A 14,538-nucleotide genomic window follows, 5' to 3' on the forward strand; every position below is an offset into this window, starting at 1 on the left:
CCTTTAAGAGCTCACGGCTTGGGTGATGTCAAGACTTCTCCGGCTCCCACCGCTGCCCATTAGGAACCCACCCGAAGCGACCCACACGCCTTGTGCGGGAGCAGGCGGGAATCCCGGGCCTTTAGACCCGGGAGGATGTCAATGGGTGCTTGGCGACGGACTGTCCCTGGCGGCGCAGCGCAATGGCGACGGCCGCGTTCGCATCGGCATCAGCTTCTACAACACCGGCGAGGACTGGTTCGCCACCAGCGGGATCCCGTTCGACGACCCGGCCGCCGCCCGGGCTCGGCTGATCGACCTGCTCCCCGGCTGGGACCCGCGGTTCACCGCACTGATCGCGGCCTGCGACGACACGGTCGTACCGCGGTCGATCACCACGCTCCCGGTCGGTCTGACCTGGCCGTCCACGCCAGGCGTCACGCTGGTCGGCGATGCCGCGCATCTGATGCCGCCGGTGGGCGAGGGCGCCAATATGGCGCTGCTCGACGGTGCCCTGCTCGGTCTCGCGCTGGCCGCGCGCCCGGACGGCTTTCCCGCCGCCGTCCAGGAATACGAACGCGAGATGTTCGAACGCGCCGGCGCCGCCGCCCGGATGTCCGCGGACATGCACGCCTTGCTGACGTCGCCGGACGCCGCCAAGAAGATGCTCGCGTTCTTCCAGCCCGGCTGACCGTGCGGGTCACACCTGCTGGGCCCAGGGTGTCGGCTGCGGGGGAGTGGTCGCTTTCCGGCGATGAGTTTGTGCGTGGGTGGGAGTCTGCCTGTCGTGTGCCGCTGCCGGACGTCCACTGGTTCCGGTCCGTGTGCGGTGTGGAGCGCGACTCGTGACAGGAGACTCTTCCGTATGACTGATCCGAAACCGACAGCGGGCCGCGGCCGGGGGGCCGGGGTCTGGCCGTTGATCAGCGCCGAGCGTGCGGCGCTCGCGGCCGACCTCGCGGATCTGACCGACGAGGGCTGGGCGACACCGTCGCTGTGTGAGGGTTTGACGGTACGTGAGGTGCTGGCGCATCTGACCGCGGGCGCGAGTCTGAATGGCGTGCGCTGGCTGGCGGGGGTGATCCGCTGCAGGTTCGACTTCGACCAACAGGTGGCGACGCGGCTGGCCGAACAGCTGGGCACCACTCCCGCCGAGACCCTGGAGCGGTTCCGGAGTGTCGTCGCGAGTACGACGAAGCCGCCTCTGCCCGCGATGGCGATGCTGGGTGAGGCGATCGTGCACGGACAGGACATCCGGCGTCCGCTGGGAATCCGTCGCGACCATCCGATCGAGGTCGTCACGCGGGTGGCCGAGTACTACCGGGGTTCGGACCTGGTGGTTCTGGCCAAGGGGCGCATCGGCGGACTGGGACTCGTGGCGGATGACGGCCCTTTCACCACCGGTTCCGGGCCGCTGGTGTCGGGTCCCACCGTGGCCCTGATCATGGCCATGACCGGACGTGCGGCGTACTGCGACGATCTGAAGGGCGAGGGTGTGGACGTACTGCGCGGTCGCTGCGTGACGGCGTGAGTGCGAGCACGACGCCCGGCACCTCTTCGTCGGCCGGCGGGATGTCCGCATGCGCGGCACCGACCGAACCCTCACCCCGAACGCCCAGCCGTCCGGGCACACGTCCGGGGCGGTGAGCCGGTTCGGGCGGTCCGCGGACCGGCCACGTCGGCGGTCAGTCTCTGTGGCCGATCCATGTCCGGGCGAGTTCCGCGACCCAGGCGGCCGCCGCGTCGGGAGCGGGCGGGGGAGCGTCGACGACGACGAGTTCCGAGATGCCCGCCGCGGCGAGATCGGGCAGGTGTTCCGGCGTGCCGTCGCTCAGCGCGACGGCGACCGTGAACTCGTCGAGGGCGCGGCCGTGGCGGGCGCGTTCGTCGGCGAGGACGGCCAGGCGCGAGGGGACGTCGCGTGCGGGGATGTTGAAGCCGTACCAGCCGTCGGCGATTCGCGCCGCGCGGCGCAGGGCGGCGTCGCTGTTGCCGCCGAGCAGGACCGGGAGCCGGCCGCCGCGCACGGGCTTGGGGTTGACCCGGATCGCGTCGAAGCGGGTGAACTCCCCTGCGAAGGAGGCAGGGTCCTCGGCCCACAGGACGCGCATCGCGGCGAGGTACTCCTCGGCGCGCCGCCCGCGCCCGGCGAAGGGGACCCCGAGTGCCGCGAACTCCTCGGCGGACCAGCCGACCCCGACCCCGAGGCTGAACCGTCCGGCTGAGAGCACGTCGAGGGTGGCGGCCTGCTTGGCGACCACGACCGGGTTGTGCTCGGGCAGCAGGAGCACGCCGGTGGCGAGGTCGATCCGGTGAGTGACGGCTGCCGCGTAGCTCAGGGCGAGCAGCGGGTCCAGCCAGTCCGCGTCAGCGGGGACGGCGATCCGGCCGTCCGCGCGGTAGGGGTATCGGGAGACGGGCGCGTCCACGAGGACCACGTGCTCGCCGCACCAGAGCCTGGCGAAGCCGTGCGTCTCCGCGGCGGTGGCCACGGCCGCGATGATCTCCGGGCGGGCACCGTCGCCGATGCCGAGCGCGTGCAGGCCCACTCGCATCCGCTACCTCCTGGCGTCACCCTAGGTGCGCGGCGGCGACACCTTCGGGTGACGTGGCATGCCGCGCGTGGAGGCGACGGCGTGCGTCACCCGGATGGGCGGGGCCGTCGCCGGGACGCACGGCGGGAACGGTCTCCGGGATCGGTCGGCGGCTGCGCCGCCCCACTGCGGACAAGGGAAAGAGGAGTTCGGCGTTCGCGGCCGAGGGCGCGTGGCGGGTGCGGGCGGGGCAGGGGTGGGCCTGGCCCGCCGGCGCGGTGCCGGGGGAGCGGGCGCGCCCAGCGGTGGTACCGAGGTGGCGGTCTTTCGGCGGTGAACCCTTCGCCGGGGTGACGTCACACGGCTCACGGGAGCGGTCCGGTGGCGCAGGAGCACTCTGCCGGTCGCTGCTGCCTCCGACGGCTGGTTTACCACCCCTGGGGCGTAAATCCGCCCCTTTGCGCCGTATTCGACGCCTCGTCCGGCCTGCTTGAGTGGATCACCGGGTCACCGCCGCGTCGTCGTCACCGGCCGGCGCGGTCGCCCTGTGTTCGTTCACCAGCCCTGCTGGAGGGAATGTGTCCACACTGGACAGCGCCACCGGTTACGCCGTCGAAGAACCCGCCCCTGATCCCACGGCCGAGCAGCTCACCAGCCTGAGCACCCGCGCGGCACGCGGGCTCGCCACGACGACGAAGTCCCGGCCGCAGATGCAGGCCATCACTTCGCGGTGGCTGCTCAAGGCCCTGCCGTGGGTGGACGTCAAGGGCGGTACGTACCGGGTCAACCGGCGCCTGCAACTGCGCACCGACCGCGGCCGCGTGCACTTCGAGCACAACGGGAGCGACGACATCCGCGTCATCCCGCAGACGCTCACGCAGTTGCCGATCCTGCGCGGCTACGCCGACACCGACGTCCTGCGGGAGATCGCCGGCCACTTCCGGCCCCAGGAGGTACGTGCCGGGCAGGTCCTGTTCGAGGCGGGCCAGCCCGTGACGGAGGTGTATCTGGTCGTCCACGGCCGGTTCACCCGCTACACCCGCGGCAAGTACGGGGACGAGGGGATCCTCGGGGTCGTCACGGACGGCGAGCAGCTGGGTGACGAGGCCGTGGGGCGGTCCGGCCCGCTGTGGTCGGCGTCGGTGCGGGCCGAGACGGCCGGAGTGGTCCTGGCGATGCCCTGGGCGGCTGTGGAGGGTCTCACGCAGCGGGCGCCGTCTCTCGGCGCGCATCTGCGGTCCCACCTGGACCGGCAGGACCGGCCGATGAACCGCAAGGGCGAGGCCGATGTGCCGGTGCAGGCCGGGCATGTGGGCGAGCCGGTGCTGACGGGCGGCTTCGTGGACTACGACCTCGCCCCGCGTGAGTATCCGTTGTCGCTGACCCAGAGCCTGCTGCGGCTGCACACCCGTGTCGCCGACCTCTACAACGATCCGATGGACCAGACCGAGCAGCAGCTGCGTCTGACGGTCGAGGAGATCCGCGAGCGCCAGGAGTGGGAGCTGGTCAACAACCGGGAGTTCGGGCTGCTGCACAACGTCGACTACGGCCAGCGGATCAGTACGTTCGCCGGTCCGCCGGTCCCGGACGACATGGACGAGCTGCTGTCGATGCGCCGCAAGACGAAGGTCTTCCTGGCCCATCCGAAGGCGATCGCCGCGTTCTTCCGGCAGTGCAACCGGCGCGGTCTGATGCCGGGCACGGCGAGCCTGGACGGTCACGAGGTGCCGGCGTGGCGGGGAGTGCCGATCCTGCCCTGCGGGAAGATCCCGATCGGCGACGACCAGACCACGAGCATCATCGCGTTGCGCACCGGCGAGGCCGACCAGGGCGTCGTCGGCCTGTACCAGACCGGCATCCCGGAGGAGCACCAGCCGGGCCTGAACGTCCGCTTCATGGGCGTCGACTCCGCCGCGATCATCAGCTACCTCGTCACCGCCTACTACTCGCTGGCCATTCTCGTGCCCGACGCGGCAGGGATCCTGGAGAACGTCCAGGTCGGCCGGCTTCCCGAATGACGGTCTGGAGCACCCCTGTGACCACACACCCCACCGCCTTCACCCTGCCCGGACCCTCCAACCCCGTCCCCGGCGCCAGGGCGCGGCGGACCGGCGCGATCCCCGGACTGCTGTACCGGCCCGCGGTGCCCGCCGACCCGGACAAGGTGCGCGAGGTCGACGTGCGCGTGGAGGCCTGGGCCCGCGCCAACGAGCTGTTCCCGGAGGCCTGGCAGGGCGACTTCTCCGGTTTCCAGTTCGGCCGCGCGGTCGTGCTCCAGCACCCGGGCGCCGCCGACCTGGAGCGCCTGACCACCGCCGGGAAGCTGCTGCTGGCGGAGAACATCGTCGACTCCTGCTACTGCGAGGAGGACGAGGGCCGCGGCGCGGCGCGCAAGGGCCTGGGCGGACGCCTGGTCATCGCCCAGTCGGCCCTCGACCCCTACCACGGCACCCCCGCCCTGGAGGAAGAGTGGCGGCGCGGTGTCCGGGCGGACGGCCCGCTGCGCTCCTACCACCTTGCGCTGCGGGACTTCGCCGTCCTGGCGACCCCGAGCCAGACCGGCCGGTTCGTCCACGACGCCGCCCGCCTGCACCTGGGCTACCTGGCCGAGGCGGCCTGGGCGGAGACCCGGTACGTACCGCAGGTCTGGGAGTACCTGGTGATGCGGCAGTTCAACAACTTCCGTCCCTGCCTGTCCATCGTGGACGCCGTCGACGGCTACGAGCTGCCCGAGCAGGTCTACGCCCGCCCCGAGATCCAGCGGATCACGGCCCTGGCCTGCAACGCCACCACGATCGTCAACGACCTGTACTCCTTCACCAAGGAACTGGCCGGCGACCCGCGGCACCTCAACCTCCCCCAGGTCGTCGCCGCCAACCGGCAGTGCGGGCTGAAAGCCGCCTACCTGCGATCCGTCGAGATCCACAACACGATCATGACGGCCTTCGAAGAGGAATCGGCCCTGCTCGCCGCCACCTCACCCCTCGTGGAGCGCTACACCCGCGGGCTCGCCGCCTGGGTGTCGGGCAACCACGAGTGGCACGCCACCAACCACCACCGCTACCACCTGCCCGACTACTGGTAACCACCGCCTGTCACGTACCGGAACACGGCACAGCACCATGAGGAGCACCACTTGACCAACGCCCCCGTCGCCCGGCCCGCGATCCTTCCGGTCCCGGCCCAGTCCAGCTACCAGAGCCGGATCGCGGACTACTGGAACGCCGAGGAGAACCCGGTCAACCTCGAACTCGGAAAGATCGACGACCTGTACCACCACCACTACGGCATCGGCGCCGCCGACAGCTCGATGCTCGACGAGCCCGATCCCGACCGGCGCCGCAAACTCATCACCGCCGAACTGCACCGCCTCGAGCACGCGCAGGCCGAGCTCCTCGCCTCCCACCTGGGCGACCTCACCCCGGACGACCGCGTCTTCGACGCCGGCTGCGGACGGGGCGGCGGCAGCGTCGTCGCCCATCTGCGGTACGGCTGCCACGCCGACGGCGTCACCCTCTCCACCAAACAGGCCGACTTCGCCAACGACCAGGCCCGCGCCCGCGGCATCGACGGCAAGGTCCGCTACCACGCCCGCAACATGCTCGACACGGGCTTCGCGACCGGCGGCTACGCGGCGTCCTGGAACAACGAGTCCACCATGTACGTGGAGCTGGACCTGCTCTTCGCCGAGCACGCCCGCCTGCTGCGCCGCGGCGGGCGGTACGTGACCGTCACCGGCTGCTACAACGACACCTACGGCCGGGCGTCGCGCGAGGTGTCCCAGATCAACGCGCACTACATCTGCGACATCCACCCACGCTCGGGGTACTTCCGGGCGATGGCAAGCAACCGCCTGGTGCCGGTCCACGTCGAGGATCTGACCCAGGCGGCGATCCCCTACTGGGAGCTGCGCAAGCAGGCGGACCATCTGGTCACCGGCATCGAGGACACCTTCCTGACCGCCTACCGCAACGGCAGCTTCCAGTACCTGCTCATCGTCGCCGACCGGGTCTGACGCCTTCGCGCGGCGACTCCCCGTGTCCCGTGGACGCCTCCCACGGGCGACCGCCCCTCACCGGCGTGGCAGCCGCGCCGGTGAGGGGCGGTGCAGGCGCGCGGCGGCCGCGATCCAGCCCAGGTGCAGGCGTGACGGTCACCGCCAGGGCGGTCTTCCGTATCACCGCCCCGGCCCCGCCGAGGGGCCGGAAGCTTGATCGACCTCCAGCGTCGGCCGGCAACTCGATCCTCGGCCCGCGTGACGTCCGAGGGCGATGGCGGAGTGGCGGTTGCGCTTCATTAGCCTTGTTGTCATGAATCGCTGGGAAGAGCTGACTGGTGGGACGTCCGGAGAGGACTACGCCGCGCGTCTCGCGGCCGTGGCCGGCAGCGGAAAGGACATGCACGGGGAGGCGCGATTCTGCGCCGCGCTCGTGCCCGCGGGAGCGCGGGTGCTGGACGCGGGGTGCGGTACCGGACGGGTCATGATCCGGCTCGCGGAGCTCGGGTACGACTGTGTGGGGGTGGATCTCGACGAATCCATGCTGGCGGTCGCTCGCAGGCAAGCGCCGGAGCTGACCTGGATCCGGGCCGACCTGACCGATCTCGCCCCGGCCGCGGTTCACGCCGGCACGGGATTCGACCTCGTGGTCGCCGCCGGCAACATCTTCCCGCTTCTCGCCACCGGTACCGAGGCGGCGGCCGTGCGCCGACTGGCCGCGGTGCTGCGCCCGGGGGGTCTGTTCGTCTCCGGATTCGGCTTGGACGAGGCCCATCTGCCGGTGCCGCCGAGCATCACGCTGCCGGAGTACGACGCCTACTGCACCGCGGCGGGCCTCACCTTTGTCGACCGCTTCGCCACTTGGGACGCCGACCCCTATGAGGGCGGCGGGTACGCGGTCAGCGTCCATCGACGCTGAGACGCCCCCCAGCGGCGACGGGCTCGACCTATGGTGCGTCTGTGTCCTTCAGGCCGATGTGATAGGCCAGTGCGGCGGCTTCGGTGCGGCTGGTGACGCCGAGTTTGGCGAGGATGTGCGACACGTGCGTGCTGACGGTCTTGGTGGAGATGTAGAGGGTGGCGGCGATTCTGCCGTTGGTGTATCCGCGGGCCACCAGGTCCAGGACTTCCCGCTCGCGCGCGGTGAGGTCGGACAGGGCGTGGGCAGGGGCCGGTTCGGTGGCCCGCGTGGCGTCGGCAGGTGGACCGGGGGTGGTGTCCGGATCGCTGCGGGCGTCCAGGGTGATGCCGGCGCGCTGGGCGAGCGTGGTGATGTCGGCGAGGAGCAGCGTGGCGCCCAGTTCGCGGGCGGTGGTCTGTGCCTGCCGCAGGGTGGGCGCGACCTTGGGCCGAGGTGTGCGCGTCGCCAGTGCGGCCGCCGCCCACCTGGTGCGGGCGAGGGCGAGTTCGTAGGGGCGGTCCGCACCCGTCAGTGCTTCGATGGCCTGGGCCCATGCTTCGGGGTCGGGGTTTCCGGCGGCCCGGGCGAGTTCCGCCTCGATCATGAGCCGGTACGCGTGCCACAGAGACGTCCGGGCGGTGATGCGCTCACTGTGCCGGCGGATGGCGGCGATGGCCTCGTCGCGTTCCGGGTCGTTGCCGGGTACCCAGGCGTCGGCTTCGGCGGTGGCCGCGGCGTAGAGCATGGGCAGGGAGTAGCGCTCGGTGGCGGGCGGCAGGCCGACGGACAGGATGTCGGACAGCTCGGTACGGGCGTCGCGCAGCCGGCCTTGCCGGGCCGCGATGGCGATGGCGAAGCCGGCGAGCGGGATGATCAGCTGCGGCTGGACGTCGTGGGCGCCGTACAGGCTGCGCGCCAGGCACAGTTGCCGCGCCGCCTCTTGGAGGTCGCCGTGGACGAACGCCTTGAGGGTACGCAGCGCCGCGACGAGGCCCCGGGCTTTGCGGGAGCGGGCCAGTTGCGCGGCGTCGTCGGTCGCCTCCACCGCCTGCGGCCATCGGCCCAGTGAGAACAGTGACACCGACCGGTTGCAGTGCACCCAGGCTTCCTGGTCCAGGAGCCCTCGGGCGCGGCAGAGTGCGGCGCACTCCTCCGCTACTGTGACGGCTTCCTGTGACAGTCCCATTCCCTCCAGCACCGAGGGCAGGGTGATGCAGGCCCGGCCGATCACTGGCACGGCGTCGATCTCGAGTGCCTGTTCCAGGACCTGGCGCAGTTCGGCGACGCTCTCCTCGAACCGTCCGGTTCCGGTGAGCAACCAGGCGTGGGTCACCCGGGCGTGCAGTTCTCCGTAGTGGTCGCCGAGCTTGCGGGCATAGGCGATCGCGCGGTCGGCGGCGTTGAGGCTGTCGGGACCGGACTGGTGGCGTGCGCCCCACAGGGCGATGCGGGCCAGGATGTCGACGTGCACGGCGGACGGCTGCAGGTCGTGGACGAGTGCCAGCGCCCGGTCGAGTTCGGTCCTGCCGTCGCCGATCCCCAGGCCTTGGACGAGGTCGGCGCGCTCCGCCCAGAACCAGGCACGCCGCAGCGGGTCGGCCTGGTCTTCCGGCAGCGCGATGGCCTCCCGGCACAAGGACATCGCCCGCTCGCGGTCGCCGCTCATCCGTGCGGCCACCGCGGCCTGGGCGAGCAGATCGACGTAGGAGGACGCGTCCGTGGGGGAGCCGGCGGCGGCGTCGGTGGTGAAGGGGGTGGCCGGCAGGCGCAGCGATGCGCGTACGTCCTCGGGTACGACCCGCCACAGTTCCATGGCATGCGTGAGCAGGTTCAGTTCCTCGGTGCAGGCGTAGCGCTCGCGTGCCTCGGCGGCGGCTTGCACGTATTTCTCGAGCGCCCTGACCGGCTCCCGCGCTCCGGCCCAGTAGACCGCCAGCCGGGCGTTGCGCTCCTCCGGGGGTGCCAGCGAGGGATCGGCTTCCAGGGCCTCCGCGCATCGCCGGCTCCATTGGACGAGCTCTCCGGGCAGGACGTCCTCGGCCGCCGCTTCCCTGACGAGGGCGTGCCGGAACCGGTAGCCGGTGCCGTCGGGGGTGGTCCGCAGCAACTGGGCGTCGACGGCCGTACGCACCGCTGCGTTCAGTTCGCCCTCCGGCAATCCGGCGGCGGCCCGCAGCAGGCCGTGTGCCATCTCGCCCCCGCCGACGGCGGCGATCCGTACGACCTCCTGGGCGGCGTCGGGCAGCGCGTGCAACCTGGCCAGCAGCAGGTCGCGGAGCGAGTCGCTGAGCACGGCGCCCGGCCGGTCCTCGCCGGCGTGCAGCAGTTCCTCCACGAAGAAGGGGTTGCCGTCGGAGCGCTCGAAGATCCGGTCCACGGCCTTCGGGTCCGGCGCCGCTCGCTGGATCGCCGCCACCTGGGCGTTCACCTCGTCCCAGGTGAAGGCGGGCAGGTCGATCCGGATGAGATTCCGGATCCGCGCGGCTTCCGCGAGGAACGGTCGGAGCGGATGGCGTCGGTGCAGGTCGTCGGTGCGGTAGGTGCAGACGAGCAGCACATGTCCTGACTGCAGAGCCCGGAAGAGATGGAGCAGCAGCAGCCGGGTGGAGGCGTCGGCCCACTGCAGGTCCTCCAGCACCAGGACCAGGGGACGGTCCGCCGACAACCGCTCCAGGACGCCGACGATCGCCTCGAAGGTGCGCGCGAACGCGTCCTCCTGCGACAAGGGCGGCTCACCCCTGTCCGCGGGCTTCGACCTGGCGCGCCCCTCCGTGGGCATGAGGTCCCGCAGACCGGCCGGCATTGCCCCCGGGAGCGGTCCGTCGCCCTTCGGTGCGTTGTCGGGCGACTGATGCAGGACCGACCGCAGCGCCGCCCGGGGCCCGGCGAAGGGCACCTCCTCCGCGCCCGTCTCCACACAGCCGCCGACCGCCACGACGGTCCCCTCGGCACGGGCCACCTTCGTCAGCTCGTCGATCAGACGGGACTTTCCCACACCGGCCTCGCCGCCGATCAGCATCATGCGCGGCGTGCCCGCGATCGCGTCGTGCAGGGCCTGCGTGAGCGTGCCCAGCTCACGGCCCCGGCCCACGAAGGGGGAAGTGTCCATAGAAGTGATCATTTCATGGCAAAGGTCGCATACGGCCTGGCCGGCCGACACCGCGCCGCCACCGAGCCCGCCCGGGCACCGTCGCCCTCGGCGTCCGGGCGGCCGCGCGTGATCGCTGTCGACGGCACGTGAGGCTATGGCTGTGCGGCCTGCGTGGTGATGAGGTCCAGGAGCTCGTCGACCCGATCGGCGTGCGTACGGTGGGTGACAACACAGGTACGGATTGTCTGTCGACCGTCGACGACGGTGCTGGACAACAGCACCCGCGGGTTGCTGTTGATGCTCGCGAGCAACCGGCGCGTGGCCTGGTCGGCCTCGTTGACGGCCTCTGGGCCCTCGCCGTCGGAGCGCACCCGGAAGGCGACCACGCTCAGGTCCGGGCGCCATGGGACGTCGAGCGCCGGGTGGGCGGCCAGCCTTTCGTGGATCCGCTCTGTCAGGTCGAGTTTCTCGTTCAGGGCTTCCTCGAAGGCGGTCACACCGTGTAGATGGAGCGGTAGCCAGACGCGCAGACCACGGACTTCGCGGGTGAGTTCGGGACCCATGTGGCTGTAGTTGGGCAGCCCGCCGGTCGACTCGATGTCCTGCAGGTAATCGCCGGTGCCCTCGTGTGCGGCATGGAGCTTGGCGGGTTCGCGGACGACCAGGGCACCGGTGCCGAAGGGGAGGAAGAGGGTCTTGTGCGGGTCGAGCGTGACCGAGTCGGCCCGCTCGATCCCCTCCAGTCGCCGACGTCCGCGTTCGGTGAGACGGAAGAAGCCGCCGTAGGCCGCGTCGACGTGGAACCAGAGGTTCTCACGTTCCGCGAGGTCGGCCAGGTCGGGCAGCGGGTCGATGGTGCCGGTGTCGGTGGTGCCGGCCGATCCGACGAGAAGGAAGGGGCGGAGTCCCGCCGCTCGGTCGGCGCTGACCATCGCGGCCGCCGCTTCGACGTCCATGCGCAGTTCCGCTGTGCAGGCCACCGTACGTATGTTGCGTGCCCTGATTCCCGCGAGCCGGGCGGCCTTCGCCACGGAGTGGTGGGTGTATGCCGTGACATAGACAGTGCCGTCGGCGAGATCTTCGCCGAGGTGGTGGTGGCGGGCGGCAACCACTGCCGAGAAGTTGGCCATGGAGCCACCGGTGGTCAGCAGACCGCCGCTGCCCTCGGGGAGCCCGCACACGCTCTGTGCCATCCACCGCAGGACGCTCTCCTCCAGGGCCGCCATCGCCGGAGCGCCGAAGGCGAGGCCGCCGTAGCGGTTGACACCTCGGGTGTAGAACTCGGCGACCGCGGAACTGTAGAGACCGCCTCCGGGAATGTAGGCCATGTCTCCCGGCCCTGCCGTCTCGTAAGCGCAGTCGACGGCGTTGTCCAACCGATCGAGAAGGGCCTTGAGATCCCCGGCCTGCTCCGGGGGCGGGGCGAGGAACGCGGTGACCAGGTCGGCGGTCGCCAGGGGATCCACGGTGTTGCCGGTGGGGCGATCCGGAAGGCTTTCGACGAAGTCCATGACGCGGTCCAGTACAAAGCCGCCCATCTCGGCCATCGCGGCGCGATCCGGCTCCAGCGGGAAATCTTTCATGGGGAACACCCTTACCGGTATGACATCGGAAGCGATTGAGTACAGCTCATTCGAACGGTTGCCGACCCCGATACGCGGACCGGTCGGCTTCCGGCCTCGCATTCGAGGGGTTCCGACCACGTTTACAGGCGCGGGCGGCGATGTCGTCAGCAATTTTCCGCAGATCGCGTGCCTGGCAGGGTCGACGCTGTACCGCCCGGACGCCCGGCCCGTCGCAGCACGACGAAGAACACCCGTTTCGCAGTGTGAGGACCGTCACTCGGCCGAGTTCGTACTGTCGTACCGGTCGCCGTGAAAGGCGCTCCCTCAGGTACCTGTACCGACAGAATCAGGCTTTTCCCGATGCGGCTGACCCCGTCGCGACGAAGGATTGGGCGCACGGCAAGCGTTGCGAGGTCGGACCGCATTGCGGACCGGGGGCGCAGTGGAATGAAGAGAATCGAGACGTGTATTTATCGGTGGGAGTGGCAGCTTCCATTTCGCCGCAGTGCGGTAAGGCCGCATCGGCCGTATTCACAAGCGTGGTGTCGACCTGTCCCGTCGGCGGAAGCACGGGACGGTGGAACCGCCCGTTCGGGTAGCCCGATTTTTTCGGTGATCAGCATACGGAGACCATCATGTCCACGACCAGGAAGACGGGGCCTCGGCTGCGCGCATCAGGTACGGCCGTGCCCCGAGAAGAGGGCGCGGGCCCGGGAAGCGAGGACTTCGGCACCGGGTACTACGGCAAACTCTTCACCTCCCTGGGCGTCGACGGGGACGGCACGATCGCCCTGAGCCAACTGGCCTCCAGGCTGCGCGAGTCGGGTATCTCGGAGTCGGATCCGCGGGTTGCGGAGGTGTGGGCGGCGCTGCGCCGGGGGGCGGACATCGAGGGCCGGTCCAGGATCGACATCGACCGGTTCATCGGCTTGTGCAAGATGGGCGGCGGTGTGTTGGCGAAGTCCATCAGGGGGGACTTCGTCATTCCCGACTTCGGTGCGCTGCAGAGGGAGATCTCCGGGATCTACGAGGAACTGCGGCGGGTCGACGAGGGGCGTGTCGCGGACTACATCCCGCAGTTGGGGCGGGTGGATCCGGAGATGTTCGGGATCGCGCTGTGCACCACGGACGGGCAGCGGTTCGCGGTCGGTGACGCCGACACCCTGTTCTGCGTGCAGTCGGTGTGCAAGCCGGTCAACTACTGCCTGACGCTCGAGGAGCACGGCACCGATGTGGTGCACCGGCATGTGGGCCGGGAGCCCAGCGGCCGTGGCTTCAACGAGCTCACGCTCAACAGTGACGGTCTGCCGCACAACCCGATGATCAACTCGGGTGCCATCATGTCGTGCTCGCTGATCCGCCCGAAACAGGACACGGCCGACCGTTTCGACTACGTCGCCGAGACCTGGCGGCGGTTGTCCGGCGGTGGCCAAGTGGGCTTCAACAACGCGGTGTATCTGTCGGAGCGGCGCACCGCGGACCGCAACTTCGCGCTCGGCTACTTCATGCGCGAGACCGGTTCCTTCCCGCAGGGCACGGATCTGGTGGAGACGCTGGAGTTCTACTTCCAGTGCTGCTCGATCGAGGTGGACGCCCGGTCGTTGTCGGTGGTGGCGGCGTCCCTGGCCAACGGCGGGGTCAATCCGCTGACCGGGGACCGCGTGTTCTCCGCCGACACGGTGCGCAAGTGCCTGTCGCTGATGTCCTCGTGCGGGATGTACGACTACTCGGGCGAGTTCGCGTTCACCATCGGGCTGCCGGCGAAGAGCGGTGTCTCCGGCGGGCTGATGATCGTCGTCCCCGGGGTGATGGGCATCTGCGTGTGGTCCCCGCGGCTGGACGCGCTGGGCAACTCGGTGCGCGGGGTGGCGTTCTGCAAGGAACTGGTCGGGCGCTTCAACTTCCACGTGTACGACTCCTTCGCCGCGGGCGAGGTGTCCGGCAAGCGGGATCCGCGGCGCGGGAAGAACGAGGAGGAGATCTCCTCCACGATGCGGCTGCTGTGGGCGGCCAGCCAGGGTGACCTGGACGATGTCCGGATCGCCCTGGCGACGGGGAAGGACCCGAACTCGACGGACTACGACAAGCGGACCGCGCTTCACCTGGCCGCCTCCGAAGGGCACGTGGAGGTCGTGCAGTACCTCCTCGACCACGGCGCCGACGCGGGGGCCAAGGACCGCTGGGGCGGCACCGCGCACACCGACGCCCAGCGCGGCGGCCACGACCGCGTGGCCGAGCTCCTGCGACCCGCCCCCACCGTGGCCGGGTAGCCCGCAACCGGCCACCCGCCCGCGCGCGAGGGCGCGATTCACCGGTACCACCCATGTCCTGCCGTCCGGCGGCAGGACAATTGAGAGAGAGAAGAGACAAGTGGTTTTCAAGGCCGAGTACATCTGGATCGACGGTACCGAGCCGACCGCCAAGCTGCGCTCGAAGACCAAGATCCTCGCCGACGGCGCGGAGCCGGGTGT

At 70.4% G+C, this 14,538-nt stretch carries 9 protein-coding genes and 2 pseudogenes; 8 read left to right on the top strand and 3 right to left on the bottom strand.

Going from position 1 to position 14,538, the window contains the following annotated elements; genetic code table 11:
- Positions 1-142: 142 nt before the first annotated feature.
- Both AB0F62_RS40980 and AB0F62_RS40985 read left to right on the top strand, forming a co-directional pair.
- A pseudogene (locus tag AB0F62_RS40980) lies at positions 143-670 on the top strand (FAD-dependent monooxygenase); the annotation flags it as partial.
- A gap of 174 nt (positions 671-844) precedes the next feature.
- Positions 845-1,510: a maleylpyruvate isomerase family mycothiol-dependent enzyme gene (locus AB0F62_RS40985; RefSeq protein WP_361811414.1), complete on the top strand. Its 666-nt coding sequence runs from the start codon at positions 845-847 to the stop codon at positions 1,508-1,510.
- Positions 1,511-1,664: 154 nt separating this feature from the next.
- On the opposite strand, the gene AB0F62_RS40990 is transcribed toward AB0F62_RS40985, so the two are convergent.
- On the bottom strand, positions 1,665-2,534 hold the full coding sequence (locus tag AB0F62_RS40990; protein ID WP_361811417.1) for an LLM class F420-dependent oxidoreductase: 870 nt from the start codon (positions 2,532-2,534) through the stop codon (positions 1,665-1,667).
- Positions 2,535-3,091: 557 nt separating this feature from the next.
- Between AB0F62_RS40990 and AB0F62_RS40995 the strand changes: the two genes are divergently transcribed.
- From AB0F62_RS40995 to AB0F62_RS41010, 4 genes are all read left to right on the top strand, one after another.
- The gene (locus AB0F62_RS40995) at positions 3,092-4,531 is read left to right on the top strand and encodes a family 2B encapsulin nanocompartment shell protein (protein ID WP_361811420.1); all 1,440 of its coding nucleotides are present in this window, start codon (positions 3,092-3,094) and stop codon (positions 4,529-4,531) included.
- A 17-nt stretch (positions 4,532-4,548) separates the two neighbouring features.
- Positions 4,549-5,598 carry a family 2 encapsulin nanocompartment cargo protein terpene cyclase gene (locus AB0F62_RS41000; protein ID WP_361811423.1) on the top strand — a complete coding sequence of 350 codons (1,050 nt, stop codon included), beginning with the start codon at positions 4,549-4,551 and terminating at the stop codon, positions 5,596-5,598.
- A 51-nt stretch (positions 5,599-5,649) separates the two neighbouring features.
- Complete coding sequence (locus tag AB0F62_RS41005) at positions 5,650-6,528, top strand: geranyl diphosphate 2-C-methyltransferase (RefSeq protein ID WP_361811426.1); 879 nt, start codon at positions 5,650-5,652, stop codon at positions 6,526-6,528.
- Between the two features lie 295 nt (positions 6,529-6,823).
- Entirely contained in the window at positions 6,824-7,429 is a 606-nt protein-coding gene (locus AB0F62_RS41010; RefSeq protein WP_361811429.1) for a class I SAM-dependent methyltransferase, read from the top strand.
- A gap of 28 nt (positions 7,430-7,457) precedes the next feature.
- Here AB0F62_RS41010 and AB0F62_RS41015 read toward each other — a convergent pair whose 3' ends face one another.
- On the bottom strand, positions 7,458-10,520 hold the full coding sequence (locus tag AB0F62_RS41015) for an AAA family ATPase (RefSeq protein WP_361811432.1): 3,063 nt from the start codon (positions 10,518-10,520) through the stop codon (positions 7,458-7,460).
- A gap of 134 nt (positions 10,521-10,654) precedes the next feature.
- A complete protein-coding gene (locus AB0F62_RS41020) occupies positions 10,655-12,085 on the bottom strand; it encodes an aminotransferase class V-fold PLP-dependent enzyme (protein WP_361811435.1) in 1,431 nt (476 codons plus the stop codon).
- A gap of 617 nt (positions 12,086-12,702) precedes the next feature.
- On the opposite strand from AB0F62_RS41020, the gene glsA reads away from it, so the two are divergent.
- The gene (glsA, locus tag AB0F62_RS41025; protein WP_361811438.1) at positions 12,703-14,337 is read left to right on the top strand and encodes a glutaminase A; all 1,635 of its coding nucleotides are present in this window, start codon (positions 12,703-12,705) and stop codon (positions 14,335-14,337) included.
- Positions 14,338-14,437: 100 nt separating this feature from the next.
- A pseudogene (locus tag AB0F62_RS41030) lies at positions 14,438-14,538 on the top strand (glutamine synthetase); the annotation flags it as partial.

The sequence above is a fragment of the Streptomyces sp. NPDC026673 genome, from assembly GCF_040638135.1.
GTDB lineage: Bacteria > Actinomycetota > Actinomycetes > Streptomycetales > Streptomycetaceae > Actinacidiphila.

Bases quoted from the DNA above. Each gene is read 5' to 3' on its own strand.
- glsA (WP_361811438.1), top strand. From the start codon at position 12,703: ATGTCCACGACCAGGAAGACGGGGCCTCGGCTGCGCGCATCAGGTACG.
- AB0F62_RS40990 (WP_361811417.1), bottom strand. From the start codon at position 2,534: ATGCGAGTGGGCCTGCACGCGCTCGGCATCGGCGACGGTGCCCGCCCG.
- AB0F62_RS40985 (WP_361811414.1), top strand. From the start codon at position 845: ATGACTGATCCGAAACCGACAGCGGGCCGCGGCCGGGGGGCCGGGGTC.
- AB0F62_RS41020 (WP_361811435.1), bottom strand. From the start codon at position 12,085: ATGAAAGATTTCCCGCTGGAGCCGGATCGCGCCGCGATGGCCGAGATG.
- AB0F62_RS41010 (WP_361811429.1), top strand. From the start codon at position 6,824: ATGAATCGCTGGGAAGAGCTGACTGGTGGGACGTCCGGAGAGGACTAC.
- AB0F62_RS41015 (WP_361811432.1), bottom strand. From the start codon at position 10,520: ATGGACACTTCCCCCTTCGTGGGCCGGGGCCGTGAGCTGGGCACGCTC.